This is a genomic window from Idiomarina aminovorans (genome assembly GCF_023155095.1).
Lineage (GTDB): Bacteria > Pseudomonadota > Gammaproteobacteria > Enterobacterales > Alteromonadaceae > Idiomarina > Idiomarina aminovorans.
On the sequence record NZ_JAKNDA010000005.1, the window covers coordinates 178,272 to 197,674 of the forward strand.

Annotated in this window: 16 protein-coding genes; 4 read left to right on the top strand and 12 right to left on the bottom strand. The window is 47.7% G+C overall.

The window, feature by feature from the left end; all coding sequences use genetic code 11:
• Nucleotides 1-43: 43 nt before the first annotated feature.
• Nucleotides 44-685 (top strand): hypothetical protein, encoded by a 642-nt coding sequence (locus L8G48_RS10685; protein ID WP_248264592.1) that lies wholly within the window; start codon nt 44-46, stop codon nt 683-685.
• Here the strand turns inward: L8G48_RS10685 and rcsF are convergent.
• The 11 genes from rcsF to L8G48_RS10740 all read right to left on the bottom strand — a co-directional run bounded on the left by rcsF (nt 682) and on the right by L8G48_RS10740 (nt 14,515).
• Complete coding sequence (gene rcsF / locus L8G48_RS10690; RefSeq protein WP_248264593.1) at nt 682-1,050, bottom strand: Rcs stress response system protein RcsF; 369 nt, start codon at nt 1,048-1,050, stop codon at nt 682-684. The two genes, L8G48_RS10685 and rcsF, sit on opposite strands and share 4 nt — an antisense overlap.
• A gap of 111 nt (nt 1,051-1,161) precedes the next feature.
• On the bottom strand, nt 1,162-1,578 hold the full coding sequence (locus L8G48_RS10695; RefSeq protein WP_248264594.1) for an H-NS family histone-like protein: 417 nt from the start codon (nt 1,576-1,578) through the stop codon (nt 1,162-1,164).
• A 185-nt stretch (nt 1,579-1,763) separates the two neighbouring features.
• Complete coding sequence (locus L8G48_RS10700) at nt 1,764-3,413, bottom strand: electron transfer flavoprotein-ubiquinone oxidoreductase (RefSeq protein ID WP_248264595.1); 1,650 nt, start codon at nt 3,411-3,413, stop codon at nt 1,764-1,766.
• Between the two features lie 17 nt (nt 3,414-3,430).
• Entirely contained in the window at nt 3,431-5,647 is a 2,217-nt protein-coding gene (locus L8G48_RS10705; protein WP_248264596.1) for a bifunctional diguanylate cyclase/phosphodiesterase, read from the bottom strand.
• Between the two features lie 3 nt (nt 5,648-5,650).
• Nucleotides 5,651-7,594 (bottom strand): acetoacetate--CoA ligase, encoded by a 1,944-nt coding sequence (locus tag L8G48_RS10710; protein WP_248264597.1) that lies wholly within the window; start codon nt 7,592-7,594, stop codon nt 5,651-5,653.
• Between the two features lie 11 nt (nt 7,595-7,605).
• A complete protein-coding gene (locus L8G48_RS10715; protein WP_248264598.1) occupies nt 7,606-8,517 on the bottom strand; it encodes a hydroxymethylglutaryl-CoA lyase in 912 nt (303 codons plus the stop codon).
• Between the two features lie 2 nt (nt 8,518-8,519).
• Nucleotides 8,520-10,490 (bottom strand): acetyl-CoA carboxylase biotin carboxylase subunit, encoded by a 1,971-nt coding sequence (locus L8G48_RS10720; protein ID WP_248264599.1) that lies wholly within the window; start codon nt 10,488-10,490, stop codon nt 8,520-8,522.
• A gap of 14 nt (nt 10,491-10,504) precedes the next feature.
• On the bottom strand, nt 10,505-11,290 hold the full coding sequence (locus L8G48_RS10725) for an enoyl-CoA hydratase-related protein (RefSeq protein WP_248264600.1): 786 nt from the start codon (nt 11,288-11,290) through the stop codon (nt 10,505-10,507).
• Between the two features lie 16 nt (nt 11,291-11,306).
• The gene (locus tag L8G48_RS10730) at nt 11,307-12,914 is read right to left on the bottom strand and encodes a carboxyl transferase domain-containing protein (protein WP_248264601.1); all 1,608 of its coding nucleotides are present in this window, start codon (nt 12,912-12,914) and stop codon (nt 11,307-11,309) included.
• A 15-nt stretch (nt 12,915-12,929) separates the two neighbouring features.
• Nucleotides 12,930-14,099: an isovaleryl-CoA dehydrogenase gene (locus L8G48_RS10735; protein WP_248264602.1), complete on the bottom strand. Its 1,170-nt coding sequence runs from the start codon at nt 14,097-14,099 to the stop codon at nt 12,930-12,932.
• Nucleotides 14,096-14,515, bottom strand: a complete 420-nt coding sequence (locus L8G48_RS10740) for a MerR family transcriptional regulator (protein ID WP_248264603.1) — start codon at nt 14,513-14,515, stop codon at nt 14,096-14,098. The genes L8G48_RS10735 and L8G48_RS10740 overlap by 4 nt, the downstream gene beginning before the upstream one ends.
• 78 nt (nt 14,516-14,593) lie before the next feature.
• Between L8G48_RS10740 and L8G48_RS10745 the strand changes: the two genes are divergently transcribed.
• Nucleotides 14,594-15,775: an acetyl-CoA C-acyltransferase gene (locus L8G48_RS10745; RefSeq protein ID WP_248264604.1), complete on the top strand. Its 1,182-nt coding sequence runs from the start codon at nt 14,594-14,596 to the stop codon at nt 15,773-15,775.
• Between the two features lie 9 nt (nt 15,776-15,784).
• Here L8G48_RS10745 and L8G48_RS10750 read toward each other — a convergent pair whose 3' ends face one another.
• Entirely contained in the window at nt 15,785-16,663 is an 879-nt protein-coding gene (locus L8G48_RS10750) for an EamA family transporter (RefSeq protein WP_248264605.1), read from the bottom strand.
• A 69-nt stretch (nt 16,664-16,732) separates the two neighbouring features.
• Here L8G48_RS10750 and L8G48_RS10755 point away from each other — a divergent pair, with 69 nt between their 5' ends.
• On the top strand, nt 16,733-18,232 hold the full coding sequence (locus tag L8G48_RS10755; protein ID WP_248264606.1) for a CoA-acylating methylmalonate-semialdehyde dehydrogenase: 1,500 nt from the start codon (nt 16,733-16,735) through the stop codon (nt 18,230-18,232).
• Between the two features lie 12 nt (nt 18,233-18,244).
• On the top strand, nt 18,245-19,402 hold the full coding sequence (locus L8G48_RS10760) for an acyl-CoA dehydrogenase family protein (protein WP_248264607.1): 1,158 nt from the start codon (nt 18,245-18,247) through the stop codon (nt 19,400-19,402).
• Nucleotide 19,403 lies beyond the last annotated feature (1 nt).

The window sequence follows — 19,403 nt, forward strand, 5'->3', positions numbered from 1 at the left end:
AGGGTTTGGCATGAATCGTTTTAATAACAACAGGAAAAGAAAAATGATGAAACACAAAATTTGGCCGTTAACTTTAGGTTTTATTGCTCTGGTCACCGTTAGTAGTGCCGCTTTCTCAGCAGGAAATGAGCGCACTTTAAACAGCAGCTATATGGTGAGCAGCGATAGCGAAATTCATATCGATGCAAGCGTCGGTGCCGTTGAGTTAAGTGTATCGGACAGTGATGCTGTAGAAATAGAGTTGCGGGTTGAGTCGGATGATGATGGCTGGTTTGCTGACGGTGGTGACTTGGATAAAGTGTTGATAAAAGGCGAACGAAATGGCAATCAATTGAAAATTTCAGCAACGCCAGACGATGATATGTCGCAACACTGGAAAATTTCAGTGCCTAAAACACAACGGTTAGAAGTTGATTTAGGCGTTGGCGAAGTTTCCGGAGACGTTCCATTTAATGATTTGAGCATTGACCTGGGTGTGGGGGATATTTCACTCAACTTAGCCAACGGTGACTACGGACGGGTTGAAGCGTCGGTTGGTGTTGGTGACACAAGCTTGCGGAACTTTGGAAATACGCAGGAAAACAGAATGATTGTTACATCGGAGTCAAGTTACCGGGGTAATGGATCAGTGAGTGTTCAGGTTGAAGTCGGCGTTGGTGACGTAACATTGAGTCAAAACAATTAATCACGCCATTGGATAGCACGACCCACACAGCTGACTTCACTGTAACAGATGGAGTCAGCTGCTGGCTTTAATGAAAAGCATTGAGTGTCAATAACGGCATGAGCTTTAAACTGCACCGCATCTGCGCGCAATGCCCGAATAGCATCTTCATTTGAAGCTTTAGAGCCATTAAATTGTCTTTGGCAGCTTTCACCATTTACAACACTAATAAGCTCGTATGCCTGGCCGGGAGGGTTATCAGTACGATAAACGCTGATATCACCAGAATCAATTTGATACGACTGTCCCGCCATCTGAGGTAAAATACTACAGGCAGAAAGGCCGAGTAATGGCGTTAATACGAGTGCAATTAAGCGATAGCGCAATGTCGATCCTTGCCAACTTGAATTTTCTATAGCCTAATCAAGCTGAGGCTATTGTTCAACAAAAAGCGTAGTCTCAATCATTTATTGGTGTTCGACTACGCATTATTGGTGTTATTTAATTAAAAAAGCTTCTAAAGATTTACCATTATCAATGGCTGTTTTGATGGCTTTTGGCATGCGGCCCTGACCCGTCCAGGTCTGCTCTTCACCGTTTTCGTCTGTGTATTGATATTTAGGTGGCTTAGGGGCTCTCTTTTTACGAGTCGTTTTAACAATAGGTTCACCACCCAGTTCTTGCTCCAGAATATCTGAAAGCTCAATACCGGCTTCTGCCATTGCGCTTTTGAATTTGTCAATTTTTTTCTGTTTGGCTTCTTGCTGACGCTGCTTTTCAACTTCTTCTTGACGACGTTGAGCAATAACTGAATCAAATTTTTCTTTAATCGTTTCCAGTTCACTTAAATCCAGTTCTTTAAACGCTGCTTTTAAACGACGCTCATGACGAAGAATTTTAATAAAGTCACTCATTGTTGCTTACCTTGTTTCGTTTATTGAGACTGATACCGATATTTATTGTAGATAAAATAATAGCTGAAATTAAACTTTTAGTATTGCGGGTGTTTCTATTTTTAAAAGTTTACCTATTTTAAAAAGAAAAACACCAAGACATTTAGCATGCCTTGGTGTTTATTGTTATGAATTTTACAGAGTGCTTACATATTAGGGTAGGTAGGTCCCCCGCCACCTTCAGGAACAACCCAGGTAATATTTTGGCTGGGGTCTTTAATATCACAAGTTTTACAATGTATGCAGTTCTGAGCATTAATTTGAAAAACTTGTTTACCGTCCTCTTCTACTACTTCATAAACGCCTGCCGGGCAGTATCTTTGTGCTGGCTCAGCGTATTTAGGTAGATTAACCTCTAGCGGAATATCCGCGTCACTCAGCTTTAAGTGACAGGGTTGATCTTCTGCATGGTTAGTATTCGATAAAAAGACGGAAGACAAACGGTCAAAACTGAGTTTATTGTCCGCTTTCGGGTAATTAATTGATTGAAAGTCTTCTGCTTTGCCGGTGGCTTTGTGATCTGGTGTCCACTCTTTAAACTTAAACGGCAATTTACCACCAAACCAATTTTGGTCGACCATGTTATAAGCGCCACCAAGTACTGTACCCAACTTATGAACGGCACCGCCAAAGTTACGCGAACGATACAATTCATCAAATACCCATGATTTTTCAAAGGCGTCTTTAAATTGAGTCATATCATCGTTGGCTTTACCGTTTTTCAGTTGCTCAAATACGCACTCAGCAGCCACCATGCCAGACTTCATTGCGGTATGATTACCTTTTATTTTAGCAAAGTTTAAGGTACCGGCATTACAACCAACCAGCAGTCCGCCGGGGAATGTCATCTTCGGTAGAGAATAATAACCACCTTTAGCAATGGCACGGGCACCATAAGATACGCGTTTACCGTTCTCTATTATCTGCTTTATAGCCGGGTGTGTTTTAAAACGCTGAAATTCCTGAAACGGGTTCAAATAAGGGTTAGCGTAGTTAAGATCAACGATCAGACCTAAATACACTTGTCCGTCTTCCGCATGATAAAGGTAGCCGCCACCACTGGCGTTACTATCAGTCAGGGGCCAGCCTGCGGTGTGAACAACTTTACCCGGTTCGTGCAGTTCCTCAGGAATATCCCAGATTTCTTTAAAGCCTAAACCGTAGTGCTGCGGTGTGCTGTCTTTATCGAGTTCAAACTTTCTAATAAGCTCTTTGCCTAAGTGTCCACGACAGCCTTCCGCAAAGAAGGTGTACTTGGCGCGGAGTTCCATGCCGGGCATATAGCCGTCTTTTTCACTACCGTCTTTTGCCACGCCCATGTCACCGGTTTGAATGCCGGCTACGCTGCCATCTTCGTTATAGAGTATTTCTGAGGCGGCAAAGCCCGGGAAAATTTCAATGCCCAGTTGCTCTGCCTGTTCTGCCATCCAGCGGCAAAGGTTACCCATACTGGCAATATAATTACCTTTATTATGGAAAGTTTTTGGCACGGTAAAATCCGGCAGACGAGTATGATTATTCTCGTCTTTTAACAGCAGAACATCATCGCCGGTCACTTCAGTATTGAGTGGCGCTCCGCGTTCTTGCCAGTCGGGGAACAGCTCGTTCAGGGCGCGTGTTTCAAAAACCGCGCCGGACAAAATATGAGCACCAATATCAGCGCCTTTTTCAACCACGCATATCATGAGCTCTTGCTCATTTTCTTGTGCGAGCTGGCCGAGTCGACAGGCCGTTGCAAGCCCCGATGGGCCAGCACCAACAATTACGACATCAAACTCCATACTTTCGCGTTCCACGTTAACCTCCACTATATTCAGGCAATCTGGATAGGGATAAGCCCTTTATACTGCTGTAATAACTCTGTAATTTGCCGTGCCGGTACGGGTTTGCTGAAAAGAAAACCTTGCCCGGTACTGCATTCACGTTGTAATAAAAATTCGACTTGTTTTTCTGTTTCAATACCTTCAGCAACCAGTTGGATATTTAAGTTACGTGCCAGACTGATAATGGCCTGAGTAATGGTTGCGTCATCTTCATCGTGTGGTAAGTCTTTAACAAAAGAGCGATCTATCTTTAATGATGTAACCGGGAAGTTCTTCAAATAAGACAGCGACGAGTAGCCCACACCAAAGTCGTCAATAGCCAGTGACATTCCGTGCTTACGCACCGAATGCATAAACCGAGTATGCGACTGAATGTTCTCTATGAAGACTTGCTCGGTAAGCTCAAGCTCTACTTTATTTGAAGGTATTCGGGCTTCGTTGACCTGTTCCATAATATCTTCAACCAAGTCGGCCAAGTGTAGTTGTTTTCCTGAAATATTGATGGCAATACTCAGTTCTTCAAAACCAATGTCATGCCATTGCTTCAATTGTAAGAAGGCTTCTTCCATAACATATTCCGAGATCGGAATAATCAGACCGGTGTCTTCAGCCAACGGAATAAACTCGTCAGGAGGAATAATGGTGCCGTCGTCATCAACCCAGCGTACTAAAGCCTCTAAACCGCTTATTCGACGACTACGGAGCTCAACCTTGGGTTGATAATAAACCGTTAGCTGTTGCTTAGAAATAGCGTGACGGAGTCGTTTTACTAATTCCAGTTTTTTGGTCAGGTCGTAATGAATGGCCTTATCGTAAACTTTGTAGGTGTTACGGCCATGCTCTTTAGCTTGATAAAGTGCCGTGTCGGCATTGCGAATAAAGTATTCAGCGTTGAAATCTGAATCATCGGCATAAGTGATGCCAATAGAAGCGCTGATAAAGAGCTCATAAACGTCAACAAAGAAATGGGTATCAAGAGCCTTAAGCAACTGCTCGGACAGCTTAATAACGCTCTCCCGGTTGTCTGCTTCTGCAATAGCCAGCAAGAATTCATCACCACCGGCGCGTGCCAATACGCTCGACTTAGGTGTTAATTTCATAATGCGGCGTGCCACTCTGCGTAAGAGTTCATCACCAACGGTATGACCGAGTGCGTCGTTAACTTCCTTAAACCGGTCCAGGTCTATAAATAACAGTGCGGCTTTTTTCCGCGGAGACTCGGTTTCCATCCACTCACTAAGAATACGTTTTAAAGCGTTACGGTTGACCAGGCCTGTAAGGGAATCGTGTTCGGCAAGATAAGCCATTTGCTTTTCTATACATTCACGCTCATCAATTTCACTGTAAAGTTCAATATTTGAATCGGCTAACTGCTGCGCTTTAAAACGGCTTTGCGCCAAAACATATAGCACAAAAGTTAACATACTGGTAACCAGCAGACCGGCAATTAAAGCGGCGAGTGAGATACCGCCTCGTAACTGTTCTAAATGATCGCTGGTTGGCCAGACTGAGAGCTCCCAACTGTTTCCGACTAACTGCAAATTATGGAAATGAGACCATTCATCGCGTAATGAGGCGTCGCCGGCAAATTGATAGAGGAGATTATTATTGTTGTGCACACTGAGCTGAAAGCCCTCACTGATATTGCTGCGAACAACATTAGTGAAGAGGCTTTGCAGGCTTATCACAAACCCTAAAAAGCCAGGGTTCTGTTCCCGCTCTACGCGAACAAAAATAGCAATGTCGCTGCTAATACGGCCTAAATTTCCGGCCGGTCCCATCATGGCATGACGGTTACCTTCGGAGATTTCGAGTTTATTCACCAAAGGTGTTTTGGCAAAAGGAGTGCCTAAAAGCTCAGGCTGGCCAGTTTGGGGATAGATTAACTCTATATTGAGATCTTCATTTAGCCAGGTAATACCTTGCACATTCTGGTAGTACAAGGTAACGATATCTGTATTCTCCTTCCAGCGTTCCTTTATTGTCAGGTCACTGCGCTCCCATTCACGAGCTAATAACTCAGCGACAAACAAATGTGACACTAAGCTTTGCCGAATATCACGTTGCAAGTTGTACGTTTCCGCTTCCAGCGCATCATGGACAACTTGATTTTCTTGATAACGCAAATAACTAAAGGCGGTAACCGTAATAAGTAAGCCAACAATGGCTGCTACGACCGCCTGCCGTGACCCGTGCAGGAACATCATGGATTAACGCAACTCCTCTCTATCACGGAAGTAATCTAAGGTTTCTGGGTTTGCCAGAGCATCCGTGTTTTTCACGGGCTCACCGTGAACAACATTACGTACCGCTAATTCGACTATCTTACCGCTTATAGTACGGGGTATGTCGTCAACCTGCAAAATAACTGCTGGAACGTGGCGCGGAGTGGCGTTCGCGCGAATGGTCTTAGCAATGGTTTGTCTGAGTTCGTCATTAAGTTGAATGCTATCTCTTAGTTTTACGAAAAGAACAACGCGTTCGTCATCCTGGTATTGCTGGCCTATGGCGATGCTTTCCAGCACTTCGTCCACTTTTTCAACCTGACGATAAATTTCAGCGGTGCCAATACGCACGCCACCGGGGTTAAGGACAGCGTCAGAACGGCCATAAATAATCACACCCTCGTGTTCGGTCAATTCGGCAAAGTCTCCGTGTGCCCAGGTATTTTCAAAGCGGGTAAAATAGGCATTGTGGTAGCGCTCATTGTTATCATCGCCCCAAAAGCCAACCGGCATGCAAGGGAATGAACTTTCGCAGACTAACTCACCTTTTTCACCACGAACTGGCTGTCCGTTATCGTCATACACATTGACGGCTAAACCCAGACCTCGGCACTGTAACTCACCTCGGTAGACCGGCAAAATAGAACAGCCAAGGGCAAAACAGGAGACAATGTCGGTGCCACCTGAAATGGACGACAAACACAAGTCCTTTTTAATATCGCGGTAAACGTAGTCAAAGCTTTCAGGCGGTAACACCGACCCGGTGGTTAAGATACTGCGTAACTTGTCCAGTTTGTGGCTTTGTTTGGGCTTCACGTCCGCCTTCTCGAGGGCCGCTAAGTATTTAGCACTGGTGCCAAAAACGGTAATGCCTTCCTGGTCGGCAACATCCCATAAAAATTCGGGCTTTGGTGCAAAAGGCGAACCGTCGAATAAAGTCAAAGTAGCACCAACAGCCAGGCCACTGACTAACCAGTTCCACATCATCCAGCCGCAGGTAGTGAAATAAAACAGGTTATCGTCACGATCCAGGTCTGTGTGCAGGCCGTGCTCTTTTAAATGCTGTAATAGCGTACCGCCCGTACCATGAACTATACACTTAGGAACGCCGGTGGTGCCCGACGAAAACATAATATAAAGGGGATCATTAAAGTTTCGCGGAACAAAGTCTATGTGTGTTTGTTCAGCATCGCCAAAGTCATTCCAGGCAAAAACCTTGTCGCCTTGAAGGCAATCTTTTTGCTCACTGAAATTAACCACCACAGTGGCTTCAATGCTGGGTATCTGTTTGATGATATCGGCTGTTTTGTTTTTAATATTGAGGTTTTTGCCGTTATAAAAATAACCGTCAACGGTAATCAGTATTTTGGGTTCAATTTGACCGAAACGGTCAAGCACGCCTTGCACGCCAAAGTCCGGCGAGCAGGACGACCAGATGGCTCCAATACTGGTGGTGGCGAGCATTCCAATAATGGTTTCGATGCAGTTGGGCATCATTGCCGCTACGCGGTCGCCAGCTTCGATACCGCGTTGGCGTAAACCCGCTGCAAACGCGGCAACTTCGTGGTTTAACTCCGCGTAAGTCAGCTGTTGTCTGGCGCCATTTTCACCCCGAAAAATAAGAGCGATATGATCATCTTTATGACGTAGCAGATTTTCGGCAAAGTTTAGTCGGGCGTCAGGAAACCATTTGGCGCCCGGCATTTTTTCTTTATCGGCAACAACGGTTTTACCTTTTTCGCCAATAACATCAAAGTAATCCCATACCATAGACCAGAAGCTTTCGTCGTTATCCACCGACCACTGGTAAAGGTCATGATAGTTGGCCAGTGCGACACCTTTTTCGGTATTTACTTGTTGCAGGAAATCCGTCATACGGGCATTGGCAATGGTCTCTGCTGACGGTTGCCACAAAGCTTCTGAAGTCATGTTTAATCCCCTTATTTTGCTAATTCAGCTTTTGCCAATTCTGCTATAGCGACTTGCGAACGGGGCCCATGCGCTAAATGCTGACAAATACTGGCCCCGGTTGTGATTAACTTATTCAGGTCGATACCGGTTTTAATGCCCATGCCGTTGAGCATATAAACCACATCTTCAGTGGCAACGTTGCCACTGGCACCTTTCGCGTATGGGCATCCGCCCAAACCGGCAACTGCCGTATCAATAGTGGCAATGCCCAGTGGCAGGCAGGCCATTATATTCGCCAACGCTTGCCCGTAGGTATTATGAAAATGCAATGCCAGCTTGTCCATTGGCACTTCTTCAGCAACGGCGGCCAACATTTCCTGTGCTTTTAATGGTGTTCCAACACCGATGGTATCGCCCAGTGAGACTTCATAGCAGCCCATGTCATAAAGCGCTTTCGCAACTTTAACAACATTTTCTAAAGGCACGTCTCCCTGGTAAGGGCAACCTAAAACACAGGAAACATAGCCTCTGACCGGAATGTTTTTCTCTTTAGCGGCGGCAATAACTGGCTGAAAACGCTCCAGTGATTCATTAATACTGCAGTTAATGTTTTTTTGCGTAAACGCTTCTGACGCAGCGCCAAATACGGCAACCTCGTCCATATTGGCGGCAACTGCAGTTTCAAAGCCTTTTAGGTTAGGTGTTAAGCCTGCGTAGGTGACACCGGTAAGACGCGTTATCTGCTCCATAACCGCCGTGCTGTCGGCCATTTGTGGCACCCACTTAGGGCTGACAAAGCTGGCACTTTCAATGTAGGAAACGCCGGCATCTGCCAGCGCTTCAATTAACGCAACTTTTGCGTCAACAGAAACGGCGGTTTCATTTTGCAGGCCGTCGCGGGGGCCAACTTCAACAATTTTGATCTTTTCCGCTATTGCCATAACTACTCCGCTTCACTCACTGCAATAAGCTCATTACCGTCACTGACCAGGTCACCGGCGATAAAGAAGACGTCTGTTACTTCACCTTCGTGGCCTGCACGAATGGTGTACTCCATCTTCATCGCTTCCATAATGACTAATGGCTGATCCTTCTCGATCGTATCGCCTTTTTCGACCAGTACTTCCATGATGGTACCGTTCATGGGAGCAACGTGGCCACCGTGGGCGGTTTCGTCTGACAGCGTATCAGTCACGCGGTGACGATGGAAAGTCATAGGGCCATTGTCAGTAAAAACGGTAATTTGCTGGTCATCGGCGCTGACATAGCGGTGATAACGCATACTGCCCGCCGTTAATGTCAGTTTGTCATCGGTTAAAGACGCCTGCCAACGGATGCTTTCATTATCAACTTCCTGCAGAAATTCACCGGTGCCAGTTTCGGCTAATGAAATGGCGTAGGTCTCTTCGTCAAATTGCAGGGGAACCGTATGCGTAGCTGCAGAGTTCATTCTAAACGCATTACCGCTTTGCCAGGGTGAACTGCCGCGCTGCTGCTGGCGCTGACAAATATCAAATAAAGCGGCTTCAGTAGCAATTTGCTGATAACTGACGGAGTCATCTGGTGCTAAATTAGCTTCATGCTGCTGAATAAATTCCGTGGTCAGGTTAGTCTTCACAAACTCGGGGTGTGATGCCAGACGGTGCAAAAAGTCGACATTGGTGGTGAGACCGGTTAAACGGTATTCCCGCAGGGCTCTTTGCAGGCGTAGCAGGGCACGGGTACGGTCGGTATCCCAGACTATCAGCTTTGCTATCATGGGGTCGTAGAAAGCTGAAATCTCATCGCCTTGTTCAATCCCGGTATCAATGCGCACGCCATTTTCTTCGACTGGTGTGCGTAAATGCTTGATGGTGCCGGTACAGGGTAAGAAATCGTTGTCCGGGTCTTCAGCATAAATTCGCGCTTCAAACGCATGGCCGTTAACCTGAATGTCATTTTGCGCTAGCGGAAGTGGCTGACCGGAAGCGACCAGTAATTGCCATTCGACTAAGTCCTGCCCGGTGATCATTTCAGTGACCGGATGCTCAACCTGTAAGCGGGTGTTCATTTCCATGAAATAAAACTCGCCACTTTGGTCAAACAGAAACTCAACGGTACCAGCGCCGACGTAGTCAATAGCCTGTGCAGCACGAATGGCCGCATCGCCCATTTCAGTTCGGGTTTTTTCAGTTAATGCCGGTGCTGGTGCCTCTTCAAGCACTTTCTGGTGACGACGTTGAACGGAACAATCGCGCTCCGCCAGATACACCGCGTTGCCATGCTCGTCAGTAAACACCTGAATTTCAACGTGGCGAGGGTTGCGAATAAAACGCTCCATTAGCATTTTATCGTTGCCGAAAGAGGAGTTGGCCTCGCGTTTAGCTGAATTTAGAGCTTCATCGAACTCGCCCATGTTTTCAACCACGCGCATGCCTTTACCACCGCCACCGTATGCAGCTTTAAGCAGTAACGGGAAACCCACTTTTTCGGCTTCGGCTTTTAACGTTTCAATATCTTGTTCGCTGCCGTGGTAGCCGGGAACCAGCGGTACACCGGCGTCTTGCATAATAGACTTAGCCGCACTTTTTGAGCCCATAGCGGCAATAGACGAAACCGGCGGACCAACAAAGATAATGCCATTCAACTGGCATTGGTCGGCAAAGTCTTCGTTTTCCGAAAGGAAGCCATAGCCGGGGTGAATGGCTTCAGCACCGGTTTGTTTGGCGGCCGCAATAATTTTATCGCTGCGCAGGTAACTTTCAGTACTGGCTGCCGGGCCAATGTGAACCGCTTGATCCGCCAGTTTAACGTGGCGTGAGTCGCGGTCCGCATCAGAAAATACCGCCACGGTGCGAATGCCCATTTTCTGGGCTGTGGCAATGATACGACAGGCAATTTCACCACGGTTCGCAATCAATAATGTGTTGATCATAATGAGACCTGTTGTTAATTCTGTTGAAGCCAGGCGGCGGGGCGTTTTTCAAGAAACGCACTGAGTCCTTCCTGGCCTTCGTCCGACACGCGAATTTTCGCAATAGCCTCAATGGTATGCTCACGTACGTCTGTATCGACAGGGCGTGAACCGACATTGCGAATAAGTTGCTTGCAGGCATTAACCGCCTGTGGGCTATTGGCTAAAAGCGCGTCTAATAGTTTATTCAAAGGTTCTTCGAAATCTTCCACAACGTCGTTCACCAAGCCCAACTCTTGTGCTTTGTCGGCAAAGAAACGTTCTGCTGTCAGCATATAGCGACGTGACTGGCGTTCGCCGATAGTACGCACCACATAAGGGCTGATCACTGCAGGAATAAGGCCAATTTTCACTTCACTTAAGCAAAAGCTGCTGCGTGGTTGTGCTAATACGATGTCACAGCAGGCGGCAAGACCGACGGCACCGCCAAAAGCGGCGCCTTGCACTAAGGCAATACTAGGCTTGCTGAGCAAGTCCAGCCGTTCCATTAATAGACCAAGTTCACCGGCATCATCCACATTCTGCTGATAATTTTTGTCAGCCATGGAGCGCATCCAGTTAAGGTCAGCGCCCGCTGAGAAGTTTTTGCCTTCGGAACGAAGCACCAATACTTTGGCTGTTTTGCTTTGCTCAACGTCTTTCAAAGCCTGCAGCAGCTCTGCAATCATCACGTCGTCAAATGCGTTATGTACATCCGGACGGTTTAACATCAGGGTTGCAACGCCCTGGTCATCAATAGTCAGTTCCGTGTATTTTGCCATGGTCAATAACCTCCGATTACATACGGAAGACGCCGAAACGGCTGTCTTCAATCGGTGCATTTAATGAAGCGGCAAGGCTTAGTGCAAGAACTTCGCGGGTTTGCGCCGGGTCAATAATACCGTCATCCCATAGGCGGGCTGATGCATAATAGGGGTGACCTTGTTTATCATATTGTTCAACAATGGGCTTTTTCAGCTCTTGTTCTTTTTCTTCGCTTAAGCTTTCACCTTTGCGTTCCAGGTTGTCTTTAGTCACCTGAGCCATTACACCCGCGGCCTGTTCACCACCCATAACTGAGATGCGGGCATTGGGCCACATGAACATCATGGTAGGGTCGTACGCGCGGCCGCACATGCCGTAGTTACCAGCACCGTAGCTGCCACCAATTAATACGGTAAACTTAGGGACTTTGGCACAGGAAACGGCCATCACCATTTTCGCTCCGTGCTTGGCAATACCCTCGGCCTCATACTTTTTACCGACCATAAAGCCGGTAATGTTTTGCAAGAATACCAATGGAATTTTGCGTTGCGCACAAAGCTCAATAAAGTGAGCGCCTTTTTGCGCAGACTCCGAAAATAAAATACCGTTGTTTGCGACAATGCCCACCGGGTAACCATCAATGCGCGCAAAGCCGGTAACCAGCGTGTTGCCGTAGTTGGCTTTAAACTCGTCAAAGTCAGAGTCATCGACAATACGCGCAATGACTTCGTGTACGTCGTACGGTTTACGCAGGTCGGTACCGACAATGCCGTAGAGTTCTTTTGCGTCAAAACGCGGTGGCTTAGCCGGTTGCCGGTCTAGCTTGGTCGGTTCACCGCGATTAAGACGGGCAACTGAACGACGAGCCAGTGCTAAGGCGTGTTCATCGTTGTGCGCAAAATGGTCGGCGACACCTGAAATACGGGTGTGCACATCGGCACCACCCAGCTCTTCGGCGGAAACTTCTTCACCGGTTGCAGCTTTCACCAACGGTGGGCCAGCGAGGAAAATAGTGCCTTGCTCTTTGACAATGACGCTTTCATCGGCCATGGCCGGTACATACGCACCACCTGCGGTACACAGCCCCATAACCACGGCAATTTGTGGAATGCCCTTGGCCGACATATTCGCCTGATTAAAGAAGATGCGACCAAAGTGGTCTTTGTCGGGAAAAACTTCGTCCTGACGGGGCAGGTTGGCGCCACCAGAATCGACCAGGTAAATGCAGGGTAAGTGACAACGCTCGGCAATTTCCTGAGCGCGCAGGTGCTTTTTCACCGTCAGCGGGTAATAGGTACCCCCTTTAACCGTCGCGTCGTTAGCGACGATCATGCACTCGGTGCCTTCTACCTGACCAATGCCAGCAACCACACCGGCTGCTGGAACGTAATCTTCGTAGCATTCCCAGGCTGCAAACTGACCCACTTCTAAAAAGGGAGAGCCTGCGTCGAGCAACTTGTTAATACGGTCGCGAGGCAATAACTTACCACGGGATAAATGGCGCTCCTGATATTTAGGACCGCCGCCTTGATGAATCTTTGCGGCTTTTTCGTGCAGGTCGTCAATTACGGCCTGCATCGATTCACTATTTGCCGCAAATTGTGCATCGCGGGTGTTGATTTTACTGGATAAAATCGCCACGGCGTTGGCTCCTTATTATTTTGATTCAGTAAACAGCTCGCGGCCAATTAGCATACGGCGGATTTCCGACGTACCCGCGCCAATTTCATACAGCTTGGCATCACGTAATAGGCGACCGGTCGGATATTCGTTAATATAACCATTACCACCCAGTAACTGAATAGCATCGAGCGCAAGCTGCGTTGCCAGTTCGGCAGCATAAAGAATTGCACCAGCGGCGTCTTTACGAGTGGTTTCACCGCGGTCGCAAGACTGTGCTACGGCGTAAACATAAGCACGCGCAGCATTAGTGCGAGTGTACATATCCGCGATTTTACCCTGAATTAGCTGAAACTCTCCAATCTCTTTACCGAACTGTTTACGATCGTGAATATAGGGTACGCAAGTATCAAGACAGGTTTGCATAATACCCAGTGGACCCGCGGCAAGTACTGCGCGTTCGTAATCCAGACCGCTCATCAGTACGGCTACGCCCTCGTTCAGTTCACCCAGAATATTTTCGGCGGGAACCTCGGCATCTTCAAAGACTAACTCACAAGTATTTGAGCCGCGCATACCGAGTTTGTCGAGCTTTTGCGCCTGACTGAATCCCGGCGTGTCTTTTTCGACGATAAAGGCGGTAATACCACGTGAGTTTTTCTGGGGTTCGGTTTTTGCGTAAATAACGTAGACATTGGCTTCAGGACCATTAGTGATCCACATTTTATTGCCGTTCAGGACGTATTTATCACCCTTCTTCTCAGCGCGGAGTTTCATACTGACAACATCAGAGCCGGCATTGGGTTCACTCATTGCCAGGGCGCCGACGTGTTCACCGCTGCATAACTTGGGCAAATATTTTTTCTTTTGTTCTTCGTTACCGTTGCGATGAATTTGGTTAACACATAAGTTGGAGTGCGCACCGAAGCTTAAACCAACAGAGGCAGATGCCCGTGAAATTTCTTCCATGGCGATAACGTGTTCAAGATAGCCCATGCCAGAACCACCATACTCTTCGGCAACGGTTAGACCGAGCAGACCCATGTCGCCAAGCTTGCGCCATAAATCACTTGGAAACTCATTTTTTTCATCAATTTCAGCGGCACGCGGCGCAATTTCATCGCGGGCAAAGGCATTAACTTGCTCACGCATCATGTCGGCGGTTTCGCCGAGCCCAAAATTAAAAGTGGTGTATTGACTGATCATAACGACTCCTGAGAATGAACTTCTGAAACTGACGAGTTGATGATTTCGAGTTCGTCCTGACAACGTTGCTCGAGACCACTTAACTCGGTCAGTAACACATTAATATCTTCCATCTGTTGTTTGAGCGAGAGCTTCTTCTCACTAATGAGCTCAAGTACCTTTTGTAGCTGTGCAGCACTACTGTTGTCAGCATCGTACAGTTCGAACAAACGACGCGTTTCTGCAAGAGAAAAGCCCAGTCGTTTGCCGCGCAAAATAAGTTTTAAGCGCACGCTGTCTTTATTGGTGTAAATGCGCTGTTGACCCTGGCGTCTGGGAGAGAGCAAGCCTTCGTCTTCGTAAAAACGAATGCTGCGGGTGGTAATGTCAAATTGTTTTGCCAGTTCACCAATACTGTAAGTTATTTTATTGCCCATCGGTACTTGCTTTTTGGTTGCTCTGGGATCTAAGCTTAGAGGAAGTTTACGTTAACGTAAAGTGCATTTGGAGGAAAGATGTCAAGCGATTCGATCGTGATTGTGGCGGCCAACCGTACGCCAATGGGTGGTTTTCAGGGGAGTTTGAGTGAAGTGTCTGCGCCGAATTTGGGCGCAACAGCTATTAAGGCCGCGCTGAATAATAGCGGTTTGAAAGCCGATGATATTTCGGAAATTATTATGGGTAATGTGTTGCCGGCAGGCTTAGGTCAGGCACCGGCGCGTCAAGCTATGCTTTATGCGGGCCTGCCCAAATCAACCGAAGCAACCACCATTAATAAAGTGTGTGGTTCGGGTTTAAAAGCGGCGATGCTGGCGCATGATCTGATTAAAGCAGGCTCTGCTGACGTGGTATTTGCGGGGGGCATGGAAAGTATGTCTAACGCGCCTTACATGCTTCCTAAAGGTCGCAGTGGCTACCGTATGGGGCATGGGCAAGTACTGGATCACATGATGCTGGACGGCCTTGAAGATGCTTACGAGCAAAAAGCTATGGGTTGCTATGCGCAGGATACCGCAGACGAGTATGGTTTGGATCGTGCAGCTATGGATGACTTTGCTATTCATTCACTGACTAAGGCTCAAACTGCTATTAAAGACGGCCTGTTTGAAGGTGAAATTGTTCCGGTAACCTACTCAACTCGCAAAGGTGATGTCACCGTTGATACGGACGAGCAACCGGGTAAAGCGCGGATGGATAAAATTCCACAGTTACGTGCCGCGTTTAAAAAAGACGGCACTATTACGGCGGCAAACTCCAGCTCTATATCTGATGGTGCGGCGGCGCTTATTTTAATGCGCGAGAGCGAAGCAAAAGCTAAAGGCTTGCAGCCACTGGCTCGGGTTGCGGGCCATACAACCCATTCTCAGGCGCCGTCTGAATTTACTGTGGCGCCAATTGGTGCGATGAACTCATTGTTGAGTAAACTGGACTGGAGCAAAGACGACGTTGATTTATGGGAAATTAATGAAGCCTTTGCCATGGTGACTATGTTAGCTATTCAACAAATGAAGTTAGACCCGGCTAAGGTAAATGTGCATGGTGGTGCTTGTGCTTTAGGACATCCTATTGGCGCCAGTGGCGCTCGCTTATTGGTAACTTTGCTGCATGCATTGAAGCAAAAAGGCCAGAAGCGCGGTATTACCTCGTTGTGTATTGGCGGTGGTGAAGCCGTGGCTCTGGCAGTTGAAATGCTGTAGCCGCCGAGCTTAACGGACGGGTTTTAATTTTTGAGCCCGTCCTGCCAGCCACACGGCAAGGATAATGATAACAGCACCGATGCTTAAACGGGTATAGTCGAAAGACTGTTGCCAGAATAAGACATTAACCAAAATTCCGGCGGGAATTAGCGCGTTGTTCATAGTGGCGAGTTGTCCGGTATTGACCCATTTACTGGCAAGGTTCCAGCCGAGGTAACCAAGCCCTGAGGCAACAATACCGAGCCATACTAAAATACCCCACTGCAGGTTAGTGGTTGGTATCATGCTTAAATCAGCAAACAGAATAACACCTAAGCCTGCAATGACGCTGGCGCCGAAGAAAAAGGCGGCAAACTGTTGAGTTTGTGCCAGGGCTTTTCCGGTAGGTAAGCGTTTGTAAGCAACCTGACCTGTGGCAAAACAGGCATTGGCAGCCTGAATTAAAAAGAAGCCAATGATAAAGTCATCGGAAAGTGGTTGATAGCGAATTATGGCTGCACCGCAGACGGATACCGCAGCAGCAACCCACCATAAAAGTGGTAAATGCTTGCGGTTGAGTATCAGCTCGTCAATCAGGGTTATGTAGAGCGGTGTAAAAATAGTGAACAAAAGCACTTCGGCAACGCTCAAATACAAAAACGCATGGTAAAGGAACAGATACATGGCACCAATTTGCACGGCGCCAATAACGGCAAGCTTAACCAGTTGAGGTAACTGCCCATTATGCGGCGACAGATGACGCCAGCGAAATAATGGTAAAACCGTTATCAATGCTAAAATCATGCGAATAAAGACAACCAGATAACCGTCAACTTGGCCGGCCAGATATACGCCAATAAGCGAAAAACTGGCAGCCCAGAGTAAAGTAATCAGAATTAAGAGGGTCACGTTAAAGGCTCACTTAACTAAATTTAGCTCATCAATAGATGACAAAATAACACAATAAGAAGGTGAATTATGTCTAAGAAAGTGCCTCTGTATATAGATGGTGAATTTGTCGCCTCGAAGTCAGAACAGTGGATCCCTGTGACCAACCCGGCCACCCAGGAAGTTATCGCTGAAGCTCCGGTTGCCACGCAAAGTGAAATGGAAGCCGCAGTTAACAGTGCACGTGAAGCCTTTAAAACCTGGAAAGAAGTGCCTGTTTCTGAGCGCGCTCGGGTGATGATGCGTTACCAGGCGTTGTTGAAAGAACATCAGGAAGAAATTGCTGAAACTCTGGCGCAGGAAACCGGGAAAACCTTTGAAGATGCTAAAGGCGATGTCTGGCGCGGTATTGAAGTGGTTGAACACGCCGCCAATATTCCATCGCTATTAATGGGTGAGACCGTTGAAAACGTGGCACGTAAAATTGATTCGTACAGCTATACCCAGCCATTGGGTGTTTGTGCCGGTATTACACCGTTCAATTTCCCGGCAATGATTCCACTGTGGATGTTCCCGCTGGCCATTGCTTGTGGTAACACCTTTATCCTTAAACCTTCTGAGCAGGATCCATTAACGCCGACGCGTCTGACCGAACTGTTTGAAGAAGCTGGCGCGCCAAAAGGTGTGTTGCAGGTTTTGCACGGTAACAAAGAACAGGTCGACTTCTTGTTAGACCATCCTGAGGTTCGTGCCTTGTCGTTTGTCGGTTCAGTACCGGTTGCTGAATACATCTACCGTCGCGGTACTGAAAATGGTAAGCGCGTACAGGCGTTTGCCGGTGCGAAAAACCATTGCGTTATTATGCCGGATGCGAATAAACAGCAAGTGATCAATAACATGGTCGGTTCTTCTGTGGGTGCTGCAGGGCAACGCTGTATGGCCATTTCTGTCGCAGTATTTGTGGGGGCAGCAAAAGAGTGGATCCCTGAAATAGCCGAAGCCATTGCAAAGGTTCGTCCGGGCGCATGGAATGACGAGGGCGCCGCTTATGGCCCTGTTATTAGCCCGCAGGCGAAAGAACGCGTCGAAGCCCTGATTACTCAAGGCGAGAAAGAAGGCGCCAAACTCCTGGTTGATGGTCGCGGCTGCAAAGTTGACGGTCTGCCAAATGGCAACTGGGTAGGCCCAACGGTGTTCTCTAAGGTTACGCCGGATATGGAAATTTATAAAACCGAAATTTTTGGCCCGGTATTGTGCGCCACCGAAGTGGACAGCTTAGAAGATGCATTAGAGCTGGTGAACAACAACCCATACGGTAATGGTACTTCTATCTTTACCGCCAGTGGTGCCGCTGCTCGTAAATACCAGCATGAAGTTGAAGTGGGTCAGGTGGGAATTAACATTCCAATTCCGGTACCACTGCCGTTCTTCTCCTTTACAGGCTGGAAACGGTCATTCTTTGGTGACCTTCATGCTTATGGTAAGCAGGGTGTGCGCTTTTACAGTGAGACTAAGACAGTCACAGCGCGTTGGTTTGACAGCGACCTGGAAGAAGCTTCGGGTCCGAACATGTCAATTAACCTAAGGTAGTAAGGACTAACAATGAATTTTGAATTGACAGAAGACCAGCAAGCCTTTGTTGATACAGCGAAGGCATTTGCCGATAAAGAGTTAGCACCTCACGCGGCTAAGTGGGATGAAGAACATCATTTTCCCATTGAAGTGTTTCGCAAAGCCGGTGAAATGGGCTTTATGGGCATGTATACACCGGAAGAAGCGGGTGGTTTCGGAATGAACCGCTTAGATTCGGCGCTAATTTTTGAGCAGCTGGCCGGAGGTTGTACTACTACAACGGCTATGATGACCATTCACAATATGGTGACCTGGATGATTGGCTCGTTCGGTCAGCAGTCGGTGATTGACCAATGGGTGCCAGAGTTAGTGACTGGTGAGAAGCTGGGCTCTTATTGTTTGACTGAACCGGGGTCCGGCTCTGATGCTGCCAGCTTGCGCACCAGCGCTAAGAAAGACGGCGAGGAGTACGTTCTGAACGGCTCTAAAATGTTTATCTCCGGCGCAGGTGAAACCGACGTTCTGGTAGTAATGGCCCGTACTGGTGAAGACGGCCCTAAAGGCATTTCAGCCTTTGCGGTACCGGCTGACGCCAAAGGGGTTATTTATGGTAAAGCCGAACAGAAAATGGGCTGGAACGCTCAACCCACTCGCCTGGTGACTTTTGAGGATGTTCGTATTCCCGCTGAAAACTTGCTGGGCAAAGAAGGTGAAGGCTTTAAGTTTGCTATGATGGGCTTAGACGGCGGGCGTATTAATATTGCGGTTTGTTCTGTGGGTACCGCTCAGGCGGCTTTAAATACCGCCAAAGCTTATATGCAGGAGCGTACTCAGTTTGGCAAACCATTGGCGGCCTTTCAGGCACTGCAGTTTAAGCTGGCTGATATGGCAACCGAACTGGTTGCAGCCCGGCAAATGGTGCGCTTAGCCGCCAGCAAAGTCGATAACAACGACGCCGATAAAACCACGTATTGCGCTATGGCCAAACAGTTTGCAACCGATGTCGGTTTTAAAGTGTGTAACGATGCGCTGCAGCTACACGGTGGTTATGGTTACATTAAAGAGTATCCGTTAGAGCGCCATGTGCGCGATGTTCGTGTTCACCAAATTCTGGAAGGCACGAATGAAGTGATGCGTATGATTATTGGTCGGCGCATATTAGCCGATAACGATCGCGAAATCTTGTAAG